Raw genomic sequence first — 21,786 nt, 5'->3', positions numbered from 1 at the left:
GCCCAATATTACGGCCCCGCCCGATGACAACAGCCGCTCCCAGCCTCGATTTTGGCCCCTATCTCGATGTGTCGGTGCATTCCAGCGCCGGCGCCGACGCGCTCCAGCGCCTGGAGAACCAGGATAATTACCTGGTCATCGACAGCAGCGGCAGCGCGGTGTTTCTTTACGAGCAGGCCGGGCAGTGCCAGCAGGTGGCCGGCTGGCCGCACGGCCACATGCGCGTGGCGGTGCTCGACGGCATGGGCGGCCACGGACGCGGGCGCGAGGCGGCCGAAGCGGTCGTGGGCGGCTTGCTGGACATGCCAGCATGCAACACGCTAGGCGAGCTGTCGGCCCGGCTCGACCTGTTGCACGCGCAGTTGCAGGACTATTTCGGCTGCGACCCGGTAACCGGCAAACGTCCCGGCACCACCCTCACCATGCTCGAACTGCGCCCCGGCAAGCCGGCGCTGCTGTACCACGTGGGCGATTCGCGCCTGTACGAAATTGTCGATGCCCAAGTTACCCCGATGACCATCGACCACGTTCCGGCCACCGCCTTTGCCATGGGCGGCTTGCTGGGCGAGCACGAGTGGTGGCAGCAGGTGCACGGCGAGCATCGCTGCCAGATCTCGCAAGCCTTCATCCTGGGCAATGCGTTTGCCAATCCGGCCGAGCTGGCCGACGATTTGTACGAACTGTCGCCGCGCAACTTGCCGTCGTACCTGTACCACTTGCCGGACCGGCGCGCGCTGGAGCTCGATCCGCGCGCGGTCTACCTGCTGGCCAGCGACGGTTTCTGGGCGTGCGCCGACCCGGCCGCGTGGCTGGCGCGCTGGCCGGGGCTGTTCAAGTCGCAGCCGAGCGCAAGCGCCATGACCGAGGCTTTGTTTGCTGAAATGACAAGCAACCCGCCGCCCGAACTGCATATCGATAACCTGACCGCCATCGTCCTGCGGCCGCTGGTCCACGATGAAACGGCGGCGCCGATAGCAAGCCAACAAGTTTACGGCGGAGAGCCTTGATGACTCGACAACATGTTGTTTCAAAACACAAATATTGTTGTTAGGCACAGTCATTTGGCGTGCCACACTTCAAGAAAAGCGCGTAAGCTTTGACACTCACGAACGGCGAATATTGCTATGAAAAAATGCAACAACCCCTTGCATCCGCATTGCACCTTCTGGGTCATGCCAGGGGAAGTTGCATGCGCGAATGGCCACGCGCAGTCCGCCGTACCCGCTGCGGCCGTGCCCGTGACCGCGCCCGCCAATTCCAGCTATGAACTGATCAGCGCCCTGCGCAGTGCGCGCCCGAGCGCCAAGCCGGACAGCGCGCCGTTCAGCTACCCGGACGAAGCGCCGCCGGCGCTGCAGCGCCCGCATCTGCACATCAGCGGCTTCGACCCGCGCGCCGCCGGCGGACGCCAGGCCATCAAGGTCGAGCTGCGCGGCATGCCGCCCGACAGCGCGCCGCTGGTCACCATGCAATTGCAGTCGGCATTGATCCCGCAGGGCAACGCGCGCCATTCCTTCGTGCGCACCCTGCGCGGCGACTGGCGCCCGCTGTTCATCGAATTTTCATCGCGTGGCAAGGAACATGGGCAATACCGCATCGAGGTCGAGCTGTTCAACCTGCAAGATGGACGGATTCGCCATAAATGGGTGTGCACCCTGGTCATTCTGGTGCCGCGTCCCGATGCCACCCTGACCGAAATCCACCAGACTTTCCTGTCGACCCACAAAAACGTGCGCGTCATGGCCGACGACGCGTCCATCGCCCGGGTGAACGCCCAGTCCGGCGGCGGACGGCTCGATATCGACGTACACGCGCGCAACGCCTCAATCGCCCATTTGAATCTGGACGCCAAGCCGGGCAAGGTCGACATGGGCTTTTCGACCATTGCCTGGGACGAAGACCTGATCGAAATCGACGTGCCCTCGCATGCCGAGCCGCATCCCCACCCCACCGCCTGCGCCTGCCTGGTCAACGCGGCGCCCGAGCCTGGCTCGCAGCGCCAGGTGCGCTTGTTTGCAATGCCGGAGTGCGTGCTGGGCCGCTTTGAACTGTACGACCCGGACGCCGACGTGCTGCTGACCCACTTTGGCGACGACGGCCAGGACCGCGACGGCCTCACGCGCCGTCTGTCCGGGCGCCACGCGGTGATCCGGCGCGGCATGAACGGCTTCGAGATCGAAGATGTGTCGCGTTACGGCATCCTGCTCGATGGCGTGTGGCCGGGCAAGAACAAGCCGGTGCCGCTGCGGCTGGGCATGCGCATTGAGCTCTCCGCCAGCATCAAGGGGATTGTGGTGCTGAGTGTGACGGCGGTGATGCCGCATGGCGTCATCGTGCACCGCATCGACCAGGGCGCGCATGCGGAGTGTTTTTACTTTTTGGAGCCCGGAAAGCATCCGGGCTTCCCGCTGGCGCCGTTCGGCGCCGCGCCGAGAGCAGCGGTGATGCCGGTTCTGTATCACCAGAATGGCGGTTTCTGGCATCTGGATCCGGCGACCGGCAAGGAAACGGCGCTCAGTCCCGGTGCGCCGCTGGACCGGCTGGTGCAGTTTCCACGGCATACGCGCTTTGCCAGCGAGTCGTATCCGGAATGCTGGATCGTGCGCACGGCGTTGAAATCGACGCATGCGGCAGCGGAGATGCATACGGCTTGATCCAGACTTCTGGCATTTCCGGTCGTCGCCCCGGCGTGACAAAACATATTACTTGCCTTATTGGCAATATCCTCATAAACTGAGCCAGCCGACTTCCAGTGTCCGCCGGACGCACACTTACGCTCAACCACAAAAGTCATCAATGACGAACTCCGAAAAAGCAGTTGAACTTGCTGCGTCAAGTGCCTTGCCTGTTCCTCAGCTTGGGCTAACTGAGCCGGCACCGCTGTTTACTGCAATAGATAAGTACTTTGTCGCAATGTGTTCGGGAGAATTCCCGTCGATAGCAGATGCAATAAGTGAAGCGCGTCTGCCGCCTGGGACCAAGGCAATGGGCGAGTGGCCGGCACTGCCGGGATCATCGAAAATTTTAGCGTTCAAAGCGCCGCCGCGAACAATCGATGATGCAAATGACATCGCCATCCTGATCATCGAGCCACTCGCTAACGGGAACGTGATTTCGTGGTTAGGTGGTACCGATCTGGCACGCGAGCAGCGCGAGGACGCGGAAGACGACGTCGACAATTTTCTTGAAATTACCGGCGGTGAATACAAAATCTTCGAAAGGGTGTGATCAGCCCGCTGGGTCCACAACCTGGCCTCGTTCTTGTATGCGCCGTAACTGCGCCGCCTGGTAAGCCCCGAACACATCGTTAAACAGGCAGCGGATCAGCGGGTCATCCACCAGTTCCGCATCGAGCAGATCGGCCTCGGTCTGTTGGTCGAACACCGCGTCGTTCATGCGCATATACATTGAGGTCAGCGCCTCACCCAGTTCCAGCGCCGCATACAGCCTCGCAAACGGCACTTCGGTCGTCCACGACAAGGTGTCTGGCACGCCGGCAATCAGCGCGATTTGATCACCCTCGATCCGGTAATGAAAATGCGTCCCCTCCCCCGCATGATCGAATACCGATAAGCGCCATACGCGCGGTTTTTCGAAAAAACTCTCTTCCGGCAGCTCCATGCCGCGATATTTTTCCAGCAGGCCCGTTGCGCAGTAATCCATCACGCGCGCATGCCGGGCCGCCGTCAGCGGCGGGAAATGGCGCGCAATATCGGCCGTGCGCGGCGGCGTGGCATGGCCGTGATACTGGTAATCGACATCCTGTTCGCCCACCGGCACTACCCAGCTCAATGGCGGCGCGGCCACCAGCGAGTCGCGGTCCAGCACAAATGATACCGATGGATTCATGCGCACGACCTGCGCATCCGGCAGGGCCGCTCCCACTTCATCCTGGAACTGGCGGTAGGTAATAGGGAAAAACGCATGGTTATACCAGGACCACGGCTCCTGCACGAACTGGCAGGAACTGGGCACCACATAGCGCGGCTTGAGCGCGGCCAGCTGCGCGATCCATTCTTCCGGCAGCTGCGGCGGCGCGGGCGCGGCGCGCGAGGGCGACAAGACTTCGATTTCGCGCATGGTCTGGAACGGCCACAGCACCATATCCCACGGGGCAAAGCGCGCCAGCGCTGGCAGCATGTCCGGGTCGATCCACGAATCGACGACATTGAGCACATTCAGGCCGGCCGCCAGCACGTGGAACATCGAGTCCACATCCGCATCCATTGCCTCGCGCGGAATCACCGTGATCGCGCCGACCTGCACCGGTGCATCGATGCGCAGCTGGTGCACATCGGTGAACCCCAGCTCGCGCACCATCTCGAACAGTTCTTCGAACAGGCAGTAGATGTACATCGGCGTGGCGCGGTCGAGCAAGTCGAGGCTGTCGAACGAACAGTGGTCGTCGTGGAAGTGCGAAATGAACACCGCGTCGAACCGTACGTCGCGGAACTGTGCATGGTCGAAGCGCACGTCGGGAAAGGCGTGGCAATTGCGGCTGAACGGGTTTTCGACCACCGGATCGAATGCGATGCGCGTGCCTTCGCATTCGAACACGTAGCCGGCGTGGAGAATCCTGGAGATTTTGAGCGTCATGGCGGTCATTATCTCACGCCATATGCCATCCTAAAATGCTTGGCGAGACTGTGGATCGCCTATCATGGCGGTACAGACCGGGCATCCCGGTGGCACAATTTCTGCAAGTGGACAAACAATGACGATCATCGAACTCCCGTTTCGGGCGACAACCGAACAATCCTGCGCCTGGATGGAACAGCAAACCGGCACCCCGTGGACCCTGGCGCGGCTGATTGAAAACGCGCTCACGCCGTATGTGTGGCTCGATTACGACGCCAGTCACGCCGATCTGTTTGGCGACGCCAATGGCGGTTATGCCGCGCCGATCTTCCTGGAAGCCGACACCGCGCGCCTCGCCGCCGGCAGCGAGGATGTGCTGATCACGGTCACCAAGGACGTCTACAAAATCGTGGCCCAGCTGCCGGCGCCAGGATTCCGGCGCGAGCTGCACGAGCTGCGCTTTCTCAAAAAGGAACTCGAACGCCTGGTCACCAAACTCAAACGCGATGCGGAACCGAAGCCGGAAGTAGCCGAAACGGCGACCGAAGCGCGCGTCGGCATCAGCAAGGATGAAGTGATGGCCGCATTCGGGACCATGCTGCGGATCGATATGAACAAGGCGCTCGACGACGCCGGCGGCATATTTGGCGATGAAGGTGCGCGCATCAAGGGCAGCGCCCGCAAATCGAAAAAGCAGGCCATGTGGAACCCGGTGACGCTGGCGCTGGGAATGAACGATGCGTACCGCGTGCCGATTTCGCAACTCAAGCGTGCATTCCAGGCTCACGATTTCCTCTATCCGTGGCGCGGGCAGTGGAATGAGTCGCTTGCCCTGCTCGGCAAGTAAGTTAAACTACGCCCCTTACACTCCAGTTCCGAATATATGACCACCAAAAAACAGCCTCCGGCTAAACGCGCGCCCGAGGAACCAGCCGGCCGTCCTGAAAACCCGTTCATCAGCACCGAGTTTTTCTCGCGCATGCGCGATTACACCGAGCGCGATGCGGCCTTTTCCAAGGAAATCAAGGCAATCGGCGACCGGGGCGCCGGCAAGCTGTCGACCGATGCGCGCACGGCGCCGTCGCTCGAACCGCTGCGCGGCGTGATCAAAAAAGGCTTGCCGCTCAAGGATATGTTCGGCCGCATCGTGCAGGGCGTGGAATCGGGCCTGTGGGAGCCGTGGATGGCCGCTTTCGGCTTCGAACTGCGCGGCGTCAATTACGCCAAGACGGGTCCGCGCAATGCGCGCCTGGCGCTCGATATCAGCCTGGCGTCGAAAGCGACGACGGTGTTTGCCAATGCCGGCATTCCCAACTGGCGCAGCCTGGTGGCGGAAGATTGCGCCCAGGTCCAGATTGAAAAGCCGACCGAAAAGACCCCGGCCAAGGCCTACGCCATTTTCTGGCTCGACGGCGCCGAATGATCGTTCTGATGAAAACCCTGCAACAGCACCACGCCTGCGCCCCGCGCAAGCCGGCACGCATTCTCGTTGCGGCGTTGCTGGGCCTGTTGGCGGCGATCGGGCCAACGAGCGCACTGGCCGATCAACATACCGCCAGGACCAATTTTTTCGCGAACATGCAAAAGGCGGGTGTAACGTTCACCGACGTGACCCCGGCCACCGCCGACATCGTGCCGACGCACGTGAAAGGCATGTATGCGATTTTCACGCCAGCCGGAAAAATGGTTTCCCTGACCAACGATGCGGGTACCCTTACCACCAAGGGCGGCGGCTTGAGCAGTGTCGGGCTGCAAGCAGGCAAACCAATCCGCTTGACGCCCCGGCAAGTGAACGAAGTGCGCGCCGAAGTCATGGCCAATCTCGATTACGACAAAATGATCAAGATTAGCTACGGCAACGGCGGCGGGCGCAAGATCCTGATGTTGTCGGCGATCGATTGTCCGGGCTGCCGCATGCTTGAAAAGGACCTGGCCAAGGCCGCATCGCGCCTGAACACGACCTTTTACCTGGTGCCCTCCTCCTTATGGGGAAGCGACCCCGCAGCCGTGCCGGCGCTGGAAAAGGTGGCCAAGATCCGCTGCGACGCCAATCCGGCCCTGGCATGGCAGACGTTCTGGGTAAAGCGCACGGTGCCGGCACCGACAACCTGCGGTCTCACGACACAACAGGTGGAGCGCGATTTTTCCTTGCTGTTTTACATCATGGACACTGTCAAAGCGATCAAACCCGTTGTGCCGATGCTGGTGACGGAGGACGGTAATTGGATTCGCCTGTTCCGCGACATGAGTCCAACGGCGCTTGCGGCGGCCTTCGGCGCAGAGCGCAAGCCGGTCGTGGCGCCGCCGGCCACACAATGGCTGGCGATAGCGCCAGCCGGCGCCAAGCCGGCCTTGCCGGCACAGCCAGCCAAGGCCAAATAAGGACGGCGAGACGGCCACGATGATGGCAACCGCCCCGCCCCTTGCCGCTTACTTCATCGTGAACGTTTGCTGCGCCGTATCGACAGCATAGTTCTTCGCCACGTCCCAGTAGGTGAAACTGTACTTGACCACGTCGCCTGCTTTCAGGCCGCCGGCGGCGTAGGTATTGTTGCCGGCATCCTGGCGCAGGCGAACGTTTTGCTGGCCGCCGGAATTGACCGTGTAATGCACGTCGGCCCAGCCCGATGAGCGCACGGCGAACTGCAGCGTGGTCGGGCCGGTCTGGGTGGCGCTGACCGAAACTGGCGTCGGGGTTGGCGTCGGCGTTGGCGTCGGCGTCGGCGTTGGCGTTGGCGTTGGTGTTGGTGTTGGTGTTGGTGTTGGCGTCGGCGTTGGCGTTGGCGTTGGCGTTGGTGTCCCCGACTCCCACACAATATCGTCAATCGCCATCTGGAACGGCGCCGTCGGCAATTGAGTCGCTTCGCTCGAAAACTGGAACAGGTCCAGCATCGACTGCAATGCCACTTTCGGCCCGACCAGGGTCGATACCGGAATCGTCGCCGTGGCCCATTCACCATTACGCACCAGGCCATAGGTGGTCGCATTGGCCGGGAACTTGACCGCGTTCTGGTTGGTGTAGGTATCCTGGATACTCACATTGAACGCCACATTGGCCGGAATCTTGATGCGGAATTTCAGGTTACCGTTCCTGAAGTTACTCATGTCGTGCGCCTGGCGCGATTGCACGCTGCCGCCGAACCACTGGTTTGGCGCGGTGTAGTTCAGGGCCATGACATTGCTGCCCTCGAACGGCGCGATATTCCCGGCTGATGTCGACGCGTTATTCCACACGAAGACATCGGAACTGGTGCCGGCCACCTGCTTGTTATTGACCGCGGTGTTATCGGTGAAGACGCCGAATTTGCCCACTTCCGGCGTGGTCTGGTTGCCCAGCTTGACCGATCCCTTGCCGTCAAGCTGATACACGCGCACATAGTCGACATACATGGTGCCCGGCAGCGGCGCGGTCACTTGTGCGGGCGAGGCGGCATCGGTAAAGTTACCGCCCACGGCCATGTTCAGCAGCAGGTAAAACGGCGCTTGCAGCGCGCTCGAATTAACCGGCAGCGGGTTGTCGTACAAATTGTGCTCGACGCCGTTATCGACGACCGTAAAGCGCATCTGCGATTCGGTCCAGTAAAAACGATAGGTGACGAAGCGGTTCGCCATCGAGGTCGGCGCGATATACCAGTTCTTGGTTTGCCATGCAGTCGAGGCGGCGCAGCTTTCGTTGCCCGGCACGCAGGCCGCCTGCTGCCAGGTGATGACGTTCGAGCCGATGAAGTTGTCGATGCCGGCGCCGCCGGGCCGGTAAGTCGCGCGGTGGCCCATCTCGAGAATGTCGATCTCGCCGTTGCGCGGCCAGGTTTGCGGGCTGGAACCGAGCAGCCAGCCGGCCGGCCACAAGCCGGTGCCGAGCGGCGGCGTGCTCACGCGCATTTCGATCATGCCGTACTGCACTTGCACCTTGCCGGCGGAAGTTATTTTGCCGGAAGTAAAGGAGTTGCTGCCGACCGTCTGGCGCTGGGCCTTGATCGCCAGCGCGCGCGAGCTGGACTCGAACGGGACATTGACGATCGACAGGTTGTTGGGGCTGTAGTACTGCAATTCCTGGTTGCCGTAGCCGCACAGGTTGATCTGGCAACCGTTGCCATCGTCCGGCGTCCAGAACGAGGTGTTGAGGCTGGGGCCGTTGAATTCTTCCGACCACAGCAGCTGGCCGATGACGGGATTGGTCACGCTGGCGTGCGCGCCGGCGCCGTAGATGGCGAGAATGCCGCCGGCAATTGCCGACAACACGAATTTGCGCTTTGCCTGGATGTTATTTTGATTTTTCACAATGTCTCCTGATAACTACTCTTCATAAACGCGGCGCCCGGGCCAAAACACTGTGGAAAGCTTTCCAGCCTCGGCGCACCGCACTGTGCCTGATTGCGCATGCTGCGTGAAGCCTGTTGAACTATTGGAGCAAGGAAACAACCCGTTCCCACGACTATGGAAACGCTTCCAACTCAGGCAGGTGGAATATATGCTGCTTGAATTTTGATGTCAAGATAAAAAGAATTGGCCTGTTGCGCGGGTCGGACGCCGACCTGCCCGCGTCACCAGCGCGACGCGTGATCCTCGGTCACGCCCGCCAGCCGGCTCACCGCGCGGCGCGGTGCGTCCACGCGCGCCCGCACCCACCCCGAAAACGTGCCGATCGGCTGCACGTAGCGGCTCGCCGCCACCAGCAGGTTCTTGTCTTCGCGGCGGTACCCTTCCGGCGTGAAATACAGGTCGAGCAAGCCGTCGTCCGTGAACACATGCCATGGCGCCATCGGATCGTTGGCGTTGAAGTCAAAGGTGGCCGCGCCGAGGCCGATCAACTGCCCGTCCAGCCACAAGGCGTTCTCGTGCGCACCGAAGTAGCCCGCCTGCAAGTTAAAGCCCAGCGCCAGGCTGTGCGCGGAGGCCCAGCGCCACGCCGTCTCACGCGCCAGCAAGCCGTTGGAATAGTCGAAGCTGGCCACCCCGCCGTCGAGCGCGTACGTCTGCGTGCCGATGCGCACGCTGCCGCTCAGCGCCAGGCCTGATGATTTCTGCGTCGCATGCACCGCCCCGCCCCGCACCGGCCCGACGGCCAGCAACAGCGGCGCGTTCGGTGCGCCAAGGTCGGCATCGATCTCCAGGCCTTTGCAGCGCAGCGACAGCGCGCTGGCCGACATGGCGATGCGGCGCTCGCCGAAGCGGAAACTACTGGCACCGCCCGCATGAGCGGCCAGGCGCGCCGTCAGTCCCGGCACGCCATCGCGCGAGAAGCCGGCCACCACCGCGCGCCGCGTCCTGTCGAACACGTAGGCAAAGGCGGTGTTGGTCCAGCCGACATCGACAATGGCGATGCCGCAGAATAGTTGCTCGGTGGCGAGCGCGCTGTAATGCCAGCGCTTGTGGCGAAAACGCCGCCACCAGCGGCTGCGCGCATACGGCGCGGCCAGAACAGACCAGTCGATACGCGTGGCCGCGCCGGCAAAGCGGCCGAAGGAGGGATTGCCGTCCGGTCCGGGAACGGTGGAAGGCGCGGCGGGAAGTGGCGTCATCGCAATGGCAAAGTGAGCGGCGGGCACCCAGCCTAGCAGATGCGGTCGTACAACGGCAAACTAAAAACGACAAAGCCCTCCAACCGGGCTGGAGGGGCTGCGTACTGCGCGTTGCCGCGCTGCTTACTGCACCGTGAGAATGACCTTGACACTATCGTCCACGGCCGACTTGTCGATGTAGCCGATCGCGCTCACATCGGCCGCGACCGCTTTCTTCACCTCGGCTGCCGAGTGATATTCCTTGGGCGCGGTGCCCTTGCCGGTGAACACCAGCTTGGACCAGATCGCCTTCACCTGGGCCGGTTCCTTCTGCAGCACCTTGCTGTAGAACTCGTTGCGGATGGGCGCGCCCTCATTGAATTCGATCGGTGTAAACAAGCTCGATTTACCGATGAAAAACTGGCTCGCCTGCTCGCTGAACATGCGCGTGGCCGGGTTCTTGGGGTTGACGATCACCACGATTTCCGCCAAGGCGGGTACGCTCGCCGCGAACATGCCTGCCGCCAGCAGCATTTTGCCGATTGTTGTCTTCATGCTGCTCTCCTTAGAATACGAAATCGATGCCGGCGGCATACACGTTGACGGTGTCGCTGAAACCCGGCTTGGCGCGCAGGAAGGTACCGGCGCCATCGCGCGGCTTGATGCGGTCGACCTGCACCTTCAAGGCGGCGGACTTGGCGAAGTCCCAGCGCACCCCGATCGCATTGGTCGACTGCTGGGCCGCCTTGACCACCCCGTTCACGCCGGCTGTCAGCGGCGCCAGCGGGCCAGTGGTGGGCAAACCGGCGTAGGTGCGGGCATTGTCCTGCTTGGTGTCGCCATAAAAGTAGTAAGGGGTAATCTTGCCGAAGCGATAGCCAAACATCGCGTAATACGAATTGGTATCCGGAACAATGCGCGAGTCGGTCCTGCGGATCGCATATTCTGTCTGCACCAGGAAATTCTTGTAGTCCATGGTGAACCCGGCCGAGGTAAACGACCCGTCCACATCGGTGATGCTAAGGTCGTTCGCAACCTGGGACAGGCCGACCCGGCGCAAGGTTGCCAGCAAGCCTTCGAGCTGTTCGCTGTCCTCGATCGTCACCTTGGCGTCGGCACGGCCGACGCGGAAGGTGAAGGGGCCATTTTCGGCGACGATATGGACCATCGTGGCCGGTTTGTACTTGACCCGGTTGTCGTCGGTGATCTTGGCCGACACATTGCCGATACCGGCCTGCGCGGTCACCGTGGTGTCGCCGAAACTGTGCTGATAGACCAGGTCGACGCCGTCGAATGAGTCACCGTTGACCTGGCGATACACTTCCGTGGGCGGACGGATCATCGTGTTCGCGTAGCCTACCTGGCGGAAGTCCGAAATCATATAGACCGGCATGCCCATGCGGCCGACGCGCACCGACAATTCGTCATTGACCTTGAACTTGGCAAAGGCCCACGCCAGTTCCGCGCCCCAGGCATCGCGCGCATTCTTGCGTGCCAGTCCCTGCACCGTGAAGGAAAGCCAATCGTTCATCTTGGCCATGCCCTGGATGCCCAGATTGGAATCGACCCCTGGCCGCGGGCTCTTGCCCACGCCGGCTTGCTGATTCGGCCGGGCGAATTCGATGTCGTCGGTATCGGTCGCGGTCAGGGCCGCGGTGCCGAAACCGCTGATGGTAAACGTTGGCCCATCGGCCGCATGCGACGACATGCAAAAAGCTGCCAGGATGGCTGAGACCATGGCAAGACGCAGTGGTTTATTCATATTTTCTCCTCGATAGTTCGCAAGTGCTGAGACCCTAGTGTGGGCCAGGAGTAACTCTTTGTGTATCGCGAACTGCGCTTAATTCACGAAAGCGTTGTATCGAAGGAACATAGACAGGCATTGGCGCGCTTTAATATGGCCGAACAAATAACCTTCTTCACAAACCGTATTTTTATGGCATGCCAAAAGAGAAAACGTCCAAGCGTGACGAAGCGCAAGCGTGAATTACTCGTGGCAATCAAAGGCGAGCCGAGGGGAAAAAGATAATGACTGCGGGGATGCTGCTAGAGCAGATTGCGCCGGCCGCGATGGCCGGCGCAAGGGAGTTGGCTGAGCAACTGCATGCCGCGCCGAAGCGCCGCACGCCATCGATTTACTGCACCGTCAGGATGACCTTGACGCTGTCGTCCACGGCCGACTTGTCGATGTAGCCGATGGCGCTGACATCGGCCGCAACTGCCTTCTTGACCTCGGCTGCCGTATGGTATTCCTTGGGCGCCGTGCCCTTGCCGGTGAACACCAGCTTGGACCAGATGGCCTTGACCTGCGCCGGTTCCTTCTGCAGCACCTTGCTGTAGAACTCGCTGCGGATGGCCGCGCCTTCATTGAACTCGACCGGTGTGAACAGGGCCGACTTGCCGATGAAGAACTGGCCGGCCTGCTCGCTGAACATGCGCGTGGCCGGATTCTTCGGGTTAACGATCACGACGATCTCCGCCAGGGCGGGCACGCTGGCCGTGAACAAGCCCGACACAAGCACGAGCTTGCCGATAGTTGTTGTCATGCTGCTCTCCTTAGAATACGAAGTCGACGCCGGCGGCGTAGACGGTGACCGCATCGCGGAAGCCCGGCTTGGCGTTCAGGAAGGTGCCCGAACCATCGCGCGGCTTGATGCGGTCGACCTGCACCTTCAGCGCGGCCGATTTATGGAAGTCCCAGCGCACGCCGACCGCATTGGTCGACTGCAGGCCGGCCTTCATCGCCGTGTTCACGCCGGCCGACAGTGGCGCCAGCGGACCGGTCGATGGCAAGCCGGCGTACGAGCGGTCGCTGTCCTGCTTGACGTTGCCATAATAGTAGTACGGCGTGATCTTGCTGAAGCGGTAGCCGAGCATGGCGTAGTACGAAGTGGTGTCGTGGATCACCAGCGAGTCGGTCTTGCGTACCGCGTATTCGGTCTGCACCAGGATGTTCTTGTAATCCATGGTCATGCCGAGCGAGGTGAACGAGCCGTCGACGTCGGTGACCGACAGGTCGCTGGCGACCTTGCCCATGCCAACGCGGCGCAGGGTGGCCAGCAGGCCGTCGAGCGTTTCGCTGCCTTCCAGGCTGACCTTGGCGTCGGCACGGCCGAAGCGCACGGTGAACGGACCGTTTTCAGCGACGACATGAATCGTGGTCGCCGGCTTGTACTCAATGCGGTTGTCGCCGGTAATCTTGGTCGACATCTTGCCGATGCCGACCTGCGCGGTCACGGTGGTATCGCCAAAATTGTGCTGGTACATCGCATCGATGCCGTCGTACGAATCGCCGTAGATCTGGCCGTACACTTCCTGCGACGGACGGATCATGGTGTTGGCGTAGCCCACCTGGCGGAAGTCCGAAATCATGTAGACCGGCATGCCGATGCGGCCGACGCGGATCGAGATTTCGTCATTGATCTTGAATTTGGCAAACGCCCAGCTCAGTTCGGCGCCATAGGAATCGCGTGCATTCTTGCGGGCCAGGCCCTGTGCCGTAAACGACAGCCAGTTATTGATCTTGGCAGTGCCCTGAATGCCGAAATTGGAGTCCACGCCGGTGCGCGGGCTGTTGCCCACGCCAGCGGCCTGGTTGAAACGCGCGTACTCGACATCGTCCGTATCGGTGGCCGTCAGGGCGGCAGTGCCGAATCCGCTGATGGTGACGGTAGGGGCATCATCGGCGGCGTGCGATGAAACACTGAAGGCTGCCAGGATCGCTGTGACCAGGGCCAGGCGCAGTGGTTGATTCATTCTTTTTCCTCAAAGGTTTAATTGTTTCAGGGAACGGATTGTGGACTATGAGAAACTATTTGAATACCGAGGAAGGCTTCAAATTAGCGAATCCGTTGTATTGAGGAAACACAAGCGGGCATTGGGGCGCTTCTCTATGGCCGAACAAATAATCTTCCGCGCGCGGGGTGATTTTCTTGCATGCAAAATTGGATATGCATTCTCGCAAGGCCCGTCGCGCGTGTTCACCGGCGCGGCAATGTGGCGATGATGGGGAAGGAAAAAGCGGGAAATAAAGGAGCAATAAAAGCCGGCAGCGCGGCGCTGCCGGCCCGCCAACTGGTCAGTAGGGCAACAATACCAGGAACACCATGGCCACGCCGGCCAGCAGCGCCGCCTGCAAGGCAAAAACGACAGCGGGAATTTGCAGCTCGTCAGGAATCTTCATGATCGCCTCCACACATTGTTTGCGTGAATGCTTGGATTCCTGGCGCGCTGAAAAGTTCCCGCTGAAATCAAATTAACGTTTCGGCAAAGGAATGAACTCGGTTTCGCCGGGCACCTTGTCGAAGCGCTGCTGTTCCCAGTCGTCCGCGGCGCGCGCGATGCGCTCCTTGCTTGACGAGACGAAATTCCAAACCATGTGCCGGTGGCCGTCGAGCGGCGCGCCGCCGATCACCACAAACTGCGCGCCGGCAGCGGCATACACGCTCGCGCCGCTGCCGGGTTCCAGATACGCCATCGTGTTCGGCGCCAGCAGTTCGCCATCGATGGCGATCTCGCCCGACACCGGATAGATCGCCGCTTCCTGCGGCAGATCGTCCAGTTCGATGCTGCGGCCCGCATCGAGCGTGATGTCGAGATACAGCGTTTCGCTGAAGGTGGCCACCGGCGAGGTGTGGCCGAAGGCGCTGCCGATCAGCACCCGCACCAGCGCGCCGTCGAGCCGGGCCAGGGGAATCGCGCTCGCCGGCGTGTGCGCGAAGCTCGGCGCGTCTTCCTCATGCGCGCGCGGCAGCGCGGCCCACAGCTGCAAGCCATGCGAGCGGCGCGGCTTGCCCTTCATGTCGGCCGGGGTCCGTTCGGAATGGACGATGCCGCTGCCGGCCGTCATCCAGTTGATCGCACCCGGTTCGATGCGCTGCACCGAGCCGACGCTGTCGCGGTGCTCCATGGCGCCTTCGTACAGATAGGTGACCGTGGCCAGGCCGATGTGCGGATGCGGGCGCACGTCGTGGTTGGCCTCGGCCGGCGCATCGATGGGACCGAAGTGGTCAAAAAAGATGAATGGCCCGACCGCCTGTTTGGCGGCGGCCGGCAGCACGCGGCGCACGCGAAAGCCGCCGCCGATATCCTTTTCGTGCGGCTTGAAGAAGTGGGCCACGCTCATGGCGCAACCTGTGTGGTGGTGATCTCGGTAGTCACGCCGGTCATCAGTTTCTGGATCGGGCATTTTTCGGCGGCGGCCAGCAGGTCGGCGCGCTGCGCACCGGTCAGGTCGCCACCGAACTGCAGCGCGGCCGACAGGCGGTACACGCCCTTGCGCTCGTCGCTGGCGTCGCGCTCGATGGTCACTTCGATGTCCTCTACCGGAATGCCCTTGCGCTTGGCGTACCAGACCACGGTGAGGGCCTTGCAGGCGCCCAGGGCGGCGTCGTACAGGTCGTGCGGCGACGGTCCGGCATCGGCCCCGCCCTCCTCGACCGAGCCATCGGCGGCGATGAGGTGGTTGCGCACGTGGACGATATGGCGCATCGGTTGCGACAGATCGCGCTTGACGGTAATGGACATGGGTTTCCTTCTGGATCAGGGTGGGTGTTGGCGGAATTTACACCCTTTCGCACGATTGCGCATCACACGGAATGGGGGGATGGCAACGCGCGATCCGCCGCGCCGCGCATCTGGCGGGAATGCGAATACGGCACTGATATTCGCCAGATTATTAGCAATAAGACTTTGTTTACTTAAAGTCTACAAAATAGCGTATCGTAAGTATTGCATTTAATGCAATAAACGAAATAAGCTACGCATCCGATCGGCGCAAGCTTGCAGACACCAGGATGTCATCCCCGTCACCCCATCATCAACCAGGAACCAGACCGTCATGTTCAAACTTACGCCCGCAACGCGCGCACTCAGTACCCTTTTTGTTGGACTGATTGCGGCCAACTCCAGCTTTGCAGCCGCCATCGAGACCATCCATTACCCAGACCCGTATTTCCCTCAGCCAGGCGATGGCGGCGGTGCAGGCGCATACACGTTCACCCTGGGCAGCAACGGGGACCAATGGGCAGAAAAGATCGACTCCTGGGTGACTCAGGATGTGGTCTTGCCAAGCGACGCAGCAACGCTGACGCAATTGCGCGTCGGCCAAATATTTTACGGCCAGACCTACGTCGTTGTGAACGGACATGAGGAGCCGATGTCCAGCCGCTACACCTATGCCGACTTCTCGTGGGCCATCTACGACCTGAAAGACATCGCTGTCGGCAATAACGTACATATTGAAGTACGGGCCGTGAAAGATGATCCCTTCGGAGGCGCCAACCTCCTCACCGGGCCTGCCTCGTCCGGCTTCTCGAACGCCATTCAGTACGAATCGCATGCGCTATTTGGCAACCCCGCCAATATCACGATAGACAAGCTGGCTGTTCCGCTGATGTTCAGCCTCGAGTATCAAGCGATGCCGGTGCCTGAACCTTCACGGTGGGGCATGTTCGCCATCGGCCTGGCGGCCTTGGCTGGCTATACGTGGAGGCAGCGCCGCCCGGCATCGGGCAAGCGAGGCACTTAGTTTACCCTCCACGGTCCTCGGCCAGGCGAACACTCAGGGTAAGGTCGTATTACCGGGGTGAGAACGGCAGTAGCCTGGCGCAGAAGCGATGGGACGTCGATGGCCAATGCCGGCGAGACGCCCGCCTTACGGCACGTACACCATATGGAGATAAAAAACGACATCGTCGCCAGTATCGTGTACTTCCAGCGCCAGTACCAGGTCGCTGCAACCTTCTTGGGCAGTCCACAAGTCGATCATGACATCCCAATGATGGCCGGTCCAGATGCAGACCGACGTTTCCCAGGTCTCATCCGGCAGCGGCACCACGGTTTCCCCGTAGCGTTCGATGTAGCCCTGGATTTGCATGCCGGTGTTTGCGCTCACGGGCGCCACGCCGGGAATGCCGCCAGCGAGTTGATAGTCGTGATGCGCCAACGCGTCGACGATGTGCCGGATAACGGAACGCCATGCCGAGGGAATCGGACCTTGCTCTTCGTTCTTTACTACCGCAATCACAACATCCTTGTCATTGATCTGCATTCTTTGCCCGGCTCCAAATTGTGTCATCGATGACGATATTATCCGGCAACCGCCCGCTCCAGTCACGGCATGGCGATATTGCGCGCGACCCGGAATCCGACAATATCATTACTGAGCTGCGCCGAAAACCCGTTGCGCAGCGCCGAGCGCAGGTAGCGCGGGTTGTACAGCCACGAGCCGCCGCGCAGGATGCGCCGGCTCTGGTCCCCCCCCTGCTCCCAGGCGTCGCCGGTGTTCGGCGCGCCCTGGTAATTGTCGTGCACCGTGTCCTGCACCCACTCCCACACATTGCCGTGCATGTCGTACAGCCCCCATGGATTGGGCGCGAACAGGCCGCCGCGCGTGGTGCCCTGGCGGTACTCGCCCTTGGGACTGCCGTTGTAGGTGTAGTTGCCGTCGTAATTGGCCAGGCTGGGATCGATCTCGTCGCCGAAGCTGAACGCGGTCCTGGTGCCGGCGCGGCAGGCGTATTCCCATTCCGCTTCGCTGGGCAGGCGGTACACCTGCCCGGTTTTCTCGGTCAGCCAGCGCACGTACAGCTGCGCGTCGTGCCAGGTCACGCCGACCACCGGATGATCGTCGGCCTGGGCGAACCCCGGCTCGGCCCAATTGACGTCGCCCTGCGGCTGCCAGCCGCTGGCGCGCACGAACTGGCGCCACTCGCCCACCGTGACCGGAAAACGCCCCATCGCCAGCGGCTGCTCGATGCCGACCCAGTGCTGCGGCGTTTCGCGTTCCACCCACGATTGCTGCGAGCCGGCCCGCATGGCGATCTTGCGCTCGTGCTCCGGGGACCCCATCTGGAAGCGCCCGGTCGGCAGCAGCACCAGCTCCGGCCCCTTGCCCGTCCCGTCCAGGAAGCGGTCGCGCAGCACGCCGTCGGTGTCGGCCACCGGGCTGCCCGGCTCCGAGACGGGCGCCGAAGGTTCGACCGCCGATGCGGCCACGCTGCGTTCGGCCATCTCTTCGCGCGCGCGCTGCTGCTCGGCGCGATACGCCGCCACCGCCTTGAGCTGCATCGCCTTGCGCTGCTGTTCTTCGCGCGCCTTGCGCTCTTTTTCGGCGTCGGCCTCGCGCCGCTCGCGCAGCTGGCGGCTCAAGGCTTCCTTGCGTTCGCGCTTGGCCGCATCGGCTTCGGCGCGTTCGATCGCTTCCTGCTCCTTGCGCTGCTTTTCCTTGAGCAGATGCGCCGCGGCGGCAGCTTCGGCGTCGGCCTTGCGCTGCACCGCCAGCTGCCTGGCGCGCACTTCGTCCTGCGCGCGCTGGGCGGCCTGCTGCGCGGCATGCGCAAGCTGTTCCTGCGCCTGCTGCGCGGCATGCTGGTCCGCCAGCTCCTGCGGCGACGGCCCCACCGCGCCGCGCAAGGCGGCCAGCAGGTCCGGCACCGTGAGCGGGCGCTGGTCCGGATCGAAGGCAAAGCCGCTGCGCAGCGCCTCCCATTCGCGCGCGGACAAGGCCTCGGGGCGCGGCGGCTCGTGGCTGGCGCTGCGCGGGCCGTCGAACGGCATGCGCCCTTCGACCATCTGGTAAATCATCACCGCCACCGCATACACGTCGAGCGCACGGCTCGGCTGGCGTTGCAGGGTGCCCGCCTCGGGTGCGCGGTAGCCGGCCGTGCCCGAATTGCCCGGCGCTTCAAGACCAATGCTGCTCGCGCTGCTGCGCGCCCGCGCAGCGATACCGAAGTCGAGCAGCTTGATCTCGCCCTTTTTGGTCACGAATACGTTGCCCGGCTTGATGTCGCGGTGAACCAGCTTGTGTTTGTCCCACGCATACTGCAAGGCGTCGCCGATCGGCGCGAGCAGTTCCTGCACGCGCTCCAGGCTCAAAGGCCCTTCGCGCGCCAGCAGGCTGTCGAGATCCTCGCCTTCCAGGCATTCCATGATGATGAAGTAGCTCGACGTGGCCGGGTCCTGCGCCCACTCGTAGACCCGCACGATGTGTTCGTGCGCCAGGCGGCGCGCCTGGGTCGCTTCTTCGATCAGCAGCTTGGCGTGGGTGGCGCTTTGCGTGAATTGCGGCGGCAGGATCTTGAGCGCGACCATGGCGCTGTGACCGAGTTCGGCGTGCGTAGCCAGGTCCATCGCCTGCCACACCTGGCCCATGCCGCCCTGCGCGATCAGCTGTTCGAGGCGGTAGCGGCGGTTTTGCGGACCGATCTCCTGGCCCACCATCAGCCCGATCTCGGTGCCCTGGCGGATGTGGATCGCCGGCGCCATGGGCGTGCCGCTGCCGCCGGGCGGCGCGTACTCCGCGTCCAGGATGGCGTTTTTGCGGCTGTCGAATTCCTGCTGGCTTAACAGGCCGTCTTCGTGCAGGCTGCGCAGTTCGCGGATCTTGTCTCTTGCCGTTTGCATCTGTCCTGTCAAGGTTGGATCGCCGCGCCGCATTCGGCGCAGAATTTGTCGTTGGGACCGGCCCGGTGCCCGTTGACGCACATGCGCACTTGCGGGCGCGGGGCCTGATCATAGCCTACCCGCGCCCCGCCCTGCGCCACGCCGATGCCCAGGCCCGACTGCGAGGCCAGCGCCGCCTTGTTCACATCGTTCTGCATGCCCAGCAGGTCGAGCTGGTGGCGCCGGTCCTTGTCCACTTCGGCGTCGCGCAGGGCGCGTTCGCGCTCGACCCGCTCCTGCGCGCCGCGCGCCGCTTCCGCCGGCGTCACGCTGTAGGTGGCCGCCACCACCGACGCCAGCGCCGCCAGCTGGTGCGGCGTCATGCTGGCGTGGACCTGGGTTTTCATCACGTCGGCCAGCGCCAGCGCGTTGGGGCCGGCCGCCAGCGCCACCTTGCCGCTGTCGCTCAGGTTACCGATGGTCGAGACGCGGCTGATCTCGATGCGCGCCAGTTCCGCTTCGTGGGCCTGCTGCGCGAACTGGGTTTCGCGCTCGTGCGCGAGGCGCTTGAGCTCCTGCTGCCAGGCCGCTTCCTGCTCCTGCTGGCGCAGCGCGTGGCGCTTTTCTTCGGCTTCCAGTTCAATCTGCTGCGACTGGCGCGCATGGCGGCCGTCGGCGTCGATGGTGCGCAGCAGCTTTTCGTGCTGGGCGATCGAGTCCTGCTGCGCGCCGCCGCGGCGCAGCGTTTCGATCTTCTGGTTGATTTGTTCGGCGTCGGCCCTGGCGCCCGTGTCCTTGAGCATATCGGCGCGCAGCAGGTCGCGCTTGCGGTCCAGCGCCAGTTCTTCTTCCCATTCGGCGATGCGCTCGGTCTCACGCTTGTAGGCCGCGTTGGCCAGCGCCAGCGACTGCCACTGGGCGGTGTGCTGCTCCGCTTCCATCGCCACCTGGCGTTCGCTGGCCGCTTGCTGCGCCTTTTGCAGGCGCGCCAGTTCGGCGCGTTTGCGCGCTTCGTCTTCGATCCCCAGCGCCTGCGTGATCTTGTTCTGGATTTGCTGTTGCAGCAGCTGGTGCGAGAAACGCTGCTGCGCCAGCTGGCGCATCTCCTGCGCACCCTGCTGCGCCACTTCGAGTTCGGTGCGCATGCGGATCTGGGCCAGGTGGCGCAGGTGCGCCCAGCCGGTCGATTCGTCCTCGCGCGCCGCGCCCTTCTTGGCCAGTTCGTGTTCCAGTTCGGTGACAATGTCGCCGGCGCCACGCTCCAATGCCTGCTTGCGGCTCTTGGAATCGACAATGCGGCCATACAGGTCGATCTCGCGCGCGCGCAGCGCTTGCAGGCGCTCGGCGTTCTGCAAGGTCAGTTCGGCCTTTTCGATGCTGTCGTCCTGGCGCAGTTCCTGGCGGCGGTAGCGCAGGCGGTTTGCCTGCTCTTCGACGCGGATACGCTGCCATTCTTCGTCGTTATATAACTGGTCGAGCTGTTTCGCGTGTTCGAGCTTGACGTGGCGCTCGTCGGCCACCAGCCACAGGGTGCCGATGCGCGCCTGATGCGCGTCGAATTTATCGTGGCGCAGGGCCAGCGTATCGACCTGCGCCACCGCCAGCCCGTACTGGGCCAGGCGCAGCTTGAGCGCACCTTGCAGGCGCTCGTCGAGCTGCGCTCGCAGGTCGCGGTTGCCCGACATGTCGCGGATCGACTGGCCGGCGATGAATTCGGCCGCCAGCTGGCGCACCGATGGTTCGAGCAGCTCGCGCAGGTCGGTTGAGGTGACCGCGCCGGGCATGGTCATGAAGTGCTGGGCAAAGGCGCTGACCTGTTCGATCTTCACGCTCACCGTGAACTGCGCGCCGATGGCCAGGTGTTCGGAGGTGTGCAGGCCGTCGAGCGAGAACTCGACCGGCATGGCGGCCGTGCGCGTGATGAGGATTTCGGCGTGCTGGTTGCGCAGCAGGTGATTGAGGCGCGTGAAAAAGCCCTCGATCTCGTACTCGCCCTGCGGCACCTCGGTCGCCTTGCCCGCCTGGAGGATGTAGGCGCGCGTGGTGGCCGGCACCCGCAATGTCTTTACAAACAGGCCCGATAACTGCTCGACGCCGAAAAACACGGCCAGTTCGCCGGGGCCGGGAATCCAGCGGTTCTCGCGGAACACCGGTTCGTTGCGCGGCGCGCCCAAGGTCAGCCCGCACTTGGCGCAATAGCCCGAATCGCCGGCATTGTGATGCTCGCAACGCGGACAGGTCACGCCGCCAAAACCAAACATCTGGAACATATCGACTCCTGGTTGTTCAACTTGCACCACTTTTCAACGAACCCATTCGG

Annotated in this window: 20 protein-coding genes; 8 read left to right on the top strand and 12 right to left on the bottom strand. The window is 62.7% G+C overall.

Annotated features, from left to right (window positions below; translation table 11 throughout):
* Positions 1-23: 23 nt before the first annotated feature.
* From F1609_RS05130 to F1609_RS05120, 3 genes are all read left to right on the top strand, one after another.
* A complete protein-coding gene (locus F1609_RS05130; RefSeq protein ID WP_167075323.1) occupies positions 24-1,007 on the top strand; it encodes a PP2C family protein-serine/threonine phosphatase in 984 nt (327 codons plus the stop codon).
* A gap of 165 nt (positions 1,008-1,172) precedes the next feature.
* Positions 1,173-2,654: an FHA domain-containing protein gene (locus F1609_RS05125; RefSeq protein ID WP_167075586.1), complete on the top strand. Its 1,482-nt coding sequence runs from the start codon at positions 1,173-1,175 to the stop codon at positions 2,652-2,654.
* 142 nt (positions 2,655-2,796) lie between these two features.
* A complete protein-coding gene (locus F1609_RS05120) occupies positions 2,797-3,228 on the top strand; it encodes a hypothetical protein (RefSeq protein ID WP_167075321.1) in 432 nt (143 codons plus the stop codon).
* Here F1609_RS05120 and F1609_RS05115 read toward each other — a convergent pair whose 3' ends face one another.
* Positions 3,229-4,596: an MBL fold metallo-hydrolase gene (locus tag F1609_RS05115; protein ID WP_167075319.1), complete on the bottom strand. Its 1,368-nt coding sequence runs from the start codon at positions 4,594-4,596 to the stop codon at positions 3,229-3,231.
* A gap of 118 nt (positions 4,597-4,714) precedes the next feature.
* Here F1609_RS05115 and F1609_RS05110 point away from each other — a divergent pair, with 118 nt between their 5' ends.
* Genes F1609_RS05110 through F1609_RS05100 form a run of 3 tightly spaced genes read left to right on the top strand, consistent with a single transcriptional unit; the run spans position 4,715 to position 6,960 of the window.
* Positions 4,715-5,425 (top strand): hypothetical protein, encoded by a 711-nt coding sequence (locus F1609_RS05110; protein WP_167075317.1) that lies wholly within the window; start codon positions 4,715-4,717, stop codon positions 5,423-5,425.
* A gap of 36 nt (positions 5,426-5,461) precedes the next feature.
* Positions 5,462-6,001 carry a hypothetical protein gene (locus F1609_RS05105; RefSeq protein WP_167075315.1) on the top strand — a complete coding sequence of 180 codons (540 nt, stop codon included), beginning with the start codon at positions 5,462-5,464 and terminating at the stop codon, positions 5,999-6,001.
* Between the two features lie 8 nt (positions 6,002-6,009).
* Positions 6,010-6,960, top strand: a complete 951-nt coding sequence (locus F1609_RS05100; RefSeq protein ID WP_167075313.1) for a thioredoxin domain-containing protein — start codon at positions 6,010-6,012, stop codon at positions 6,958-6,960.
* 48 nt (positions 6,961-7,008) lie between these two features.
* On the opposite strand, the gene F1609_RS05095 is transcribed toward F1609_RS05100, so the two are convergent.
* The 4 genes from F1609_RS05095 to F1609_RS05080 form a co-directional block, all read right to left on the bottom strand.
* The gene (locus F1609_RS05095) at positions 7,009-8,859 is read right to left on the bottom strand and encodes a glycoside hydrolase family 16 protein (protein WP_370661595.1); all 1,851 of its coding nucleotides are present in this window, start codon (positions 8,857-8,859) and stop codon (positions 7,009-7,011) included.
* A 263-nt stretch (positions 8,860-9,122) separates the two neighbouring features.
* Complete coding sequence (locus tag F1609_RS05090) at positions 9,123-10,100, bottom strand: DUF2804 domain-containing protein (RefSeq protein ID WP_167075311.1); 978 nt, start codon at positions 10,098-10,100, stop codon at positions 9,123-9,125.
* 123 nt (positions 10,101-10,223) lie between these two features.
* The gene (locus F1609_RS05085; protein WP_167075309.1) at positions 10,224-10,634 is read right to left on the bottom strand and encodes a hypothetical protein; all 411 of its coding nucleotides are present in this window, start codon (positions 10,632-10,634) and stop codon (positions 10,224-10,226) included.
* Positions 10,635-10,644: 10 nt separating this feature from the next.
* A complete protein-coding gene (locus tag F1609_RS05080; protein ID WP_167075307.1) occupies positions 10,645-11,841 on the bottom strand; it encodes a porin in 1,197 nt (398 codons plus the stop codon).
* A gap of 60 nt (positions 11,842-11,901) precedes the next feature.
* On the opposite strand from F1609_RS05080, the gene F1609_RS05075 reads away from it, so the two are divergent.
* A complete protein-coding gene (locus F1609_RS05075; protein ID WP_167075305.1) occupies positions 11,902-12,108 on the top strand; it encodes a hypothetical protein in 207 nt (68 codons plus the stop codon).
* A 106-nt stretch (positions 12,109-12,214) separates the two neighbouring features.
* Here F1609_RS05075 and F1609_RS05070 read toward each other — a convergent pair whose 3' ends face one another.
* The 4 genes from F1609_RS05070 to F1609_RS05055 form a co-directional block, all read right to left on the bottom strand.
* Positions 12,215-12,625, bottom strand: coding sequence for a hypothetical protein (locus F1609_RS05070; RefSeq protein ID WP_167075303.1), 411 nt, complete (start codon positions 12,623-12,625; stop codon positions 12,215-12,217).
* A gap of 10 nt (positions 12,626-12,635) precedes the next feature.
* Positions 12,636-13,835: a porin gene (locus F1609_RS05065; RefSeq protein WP_167075301.1), complete on the bottom strand. Its 1,200-nt coding sequence runs from the start codon at positions 13,833-13,835 to the stop codon at positions 12,636-12,638.
* Positions 13,836-14,334: 499 nt separating this feature from the next.
* A complete protein-coding gene (locus F1609_RS05060) occupies positions 14,335-15,204 on the bottom strand; it encodes a pirin family protein (protein ID WP_167075299.1) in 870 nt (289 codons plus the stop codon).
* Positions 15,201-15,605: an OsmC family protein gene (locus tag F1609_RS05055; protein WP_167075297.1), complete on the bottom strand. Its 405-nt coding sequence runs from the start codon at positions 15,603-15,605 to the stop codon at positions 15,201-15,203. The genes F1609_RS05060 and F1609_RS05055 overlap by 4 nt, the downstream gene beginning before the upstream one ends.
* Positions 15,606-15,918: 313 nt before the next feature.
* Here F1609_RS05055 and F1609_RS05050 point away from each other — a divergent pair, with 313 nt between their 5' ends.
* Positions 15,919-16,608, top strand: a complete 690-nt coding sequence (locus F1609_RS05050; protein ID WP_167075295.1) for a PEP-CTERM sorting domain-containing protein — start codon at positions 15,919-15,921, stop codon at positions 16,606-16,608.
* Between the two features lie 126 nt (positions 16,609-16,734).
* Here F1609_RS05050 and F1609_RS05045 read toward each other — a convergent pair whose 3' ends face one another.
* The 3 genes from F1609_RS05045 to F1609_RS05035 form a co-directional block, all read right to left on the bottom strand.
* On the bottom strand, positions 16,735-17,130 hold the full coding sequence (locus F1609_RS05045) for a DUF7668 domain-containing protein (RefSeq protein ID WP_167075293.1): 396 nt from the start codon (positions 17,128-17,130) through the stop codon (positions 16,735-16,737).
* A 62-nt stretch (positions 17,131-17,192) separates the two neighbouring features.
* Positions 17,193-19,487 (bottom strand): bifunctional serine/threonine-protein kinase/formylglycine-generating enzyme family protein, encoded by a 2,295-nt coding sequence (locus F1609_RS05040; protein WP_167075290.1) that lies wholly within the window; start codon positions 19,485-19,487, stop codon positions 17,193-17,195.
* 8 nt (positions 19,488-19,495) lie between these two features.
* Positions 19,496-21,736 (bottom strand): SPFH domain-containing protein, encoded by a 2,241-nt coding sequence (locus tag F1609_RS05035; RefSeq protein ID WP_167075282.1) that lies wholly within the window; start codon positions 21,734-21,736, stop codon positions 19,496-19,498.
* Positions 21,737-21,786: the final 50 nt, after the last annotated feature.

The organism is Massilia aquatica (assembly GCF_011682045.1).
Taxonomy (GTDB): Bacteria; Pseudomonadota; Gammaproteobacteria; order Burkholderiales; family Burkholderiaceae_D; genus Telluria_A; species Telluria_A aquatica.
The sequence above is the reverse complement of the archived record's forward strand: the minus strand, read 5'-3'. Positions and strand labels throughout refer to the sequence as shown.

Excerpts from the sequence above, each read along its gene's own strand:
- F1609_RS05130 (WP_167075323.1), top strand. The coding sequence starts at position 24 with ATGACAACAGCCGCTCCCAGCCTCGATTTTGGCCCCTATCTCGATGTG.
- F1609_RS05125 (WP_167075586.1), top strand. The coding sequence starts at position 1,173 with ATGCCAGGGGAAGTTGCATGCGCGAATGGCCACGCGCAGTCCGCCGTA.
- F1609_RS05120 (WP_167075321.1), top strand. The coding sequence starts at position 2,797 with ATGACGAACTCCGAAAAAGCAGTTGAACTTGCTGCGTCAAGTGCCTTG.
- F1609_RS05115 (WP_167075319.1), bottom strand. The coding sequence starts at position 4,596 with ATGACGCTCAAAATCTCCAGGATTCTCCACGCCGGCTACGTGTTCGAA.
- F1609_RS05110 (WP_167075317.1), top strand. The coding sequence starts at position 4,715 with ATGACGATCATCGAACTCCCGTTTCGGGCGACAACCGAACAATCCTGC.
- F1609_RS05105 (WP_167075315.1), top strand. The coding sequence starts at position 5,462 with ATGACCACCAAAAAACAGCCTCCGGCTAAACGCGCGCCCGAGGAACCA.
- F1609_RS05100 (WP_167075313.1), top strand. The coding sequence starts at position 6,010 with ATGAAAACCCTGCAACAGCACCACGCCTGCGCCCCGCGCAAGCCGGCA.
- F1609_RS05090 (WP_167075311.1), bottom strand. The coding sequence starts at position 10,100 with ATGACGCCACTTCCCGCCGCGCCTTCCACCGTTCCCGGACCGGACGGC.
- F1609_RS05085 (WP_167075309.1), bottom strand. The coding sequence starts at position 10,634 with ATGAAGACAACAATCGGCAAAATGCTGCTGGCGGCAGGCATGTTCGCG.
- F1609_RS05080 (WP_167075307.1), bottom strand. The coding sequence starts at position 11,841 with ATGAATAAACCACTGCGTCTTGCCATGGTCTCAGCCATCCTGGCAGCT.
- F1609_RS05070 (WP_167075303.1), bottom strand. The coding sequence starts at position 12,625 with ATGACAACAACTATCGGCAAGCTCGTGCTTGTGTCGGGCTTGTTCACG.
- F1609_RS05065 (WP_167075301.1), bottom strand. The coding sequence starts at position 13,835 with ATGAATCAACCACTGCGCCTGGCCCTGGTCACAGCGATCCTGGCAGCC.
- F1609_RS05060 (WP_167075299.1), bottom strand. The coding sequence starts at position 15,204 with ATGAGCGTGGCCCACTTCTTCAAGCCGCACGAAAAGGATATCGGCGGC.
- F1609_RS05055 (WP_167075297.1), bottom strand. The coding sequence starts at position 15,605 with ATGTCCATTACCGTCAAGCGCGATCTGTCGCAACCGATGCGCCATATC.
- F1609_RS05050 (WP_167075295.1), top strand. The coding sequence starts at position 15,919 with ATGTTCAAACTTACGCCCGCAACGCGCGCACTCAGTACCCTTTTTGTT.
- F1609_RS05045 (WP_167075293.1), bottom strand. The coding sequence starts at position 17,130 with ATGCAGATCAATGACAAGGATGTTGTGATTGCGGTAGTAAAGAACGAA.
- F1609_RS05040 (WP_167075290.1), bottom strand. The coding sequence starts at position 19,487 with ATGCAAACGGCAAGAGACAAGATCCGCGAACTGCGCAGCCTGCACGAA.
- F1609_RS05035 (WP_167075282.1), bottom strand. The coding sequence starts at position 21,736 with ATGTTCCAGATGTTTGGTTTTGGCGGCGTGACCTGTCCGCGTTGCGAG.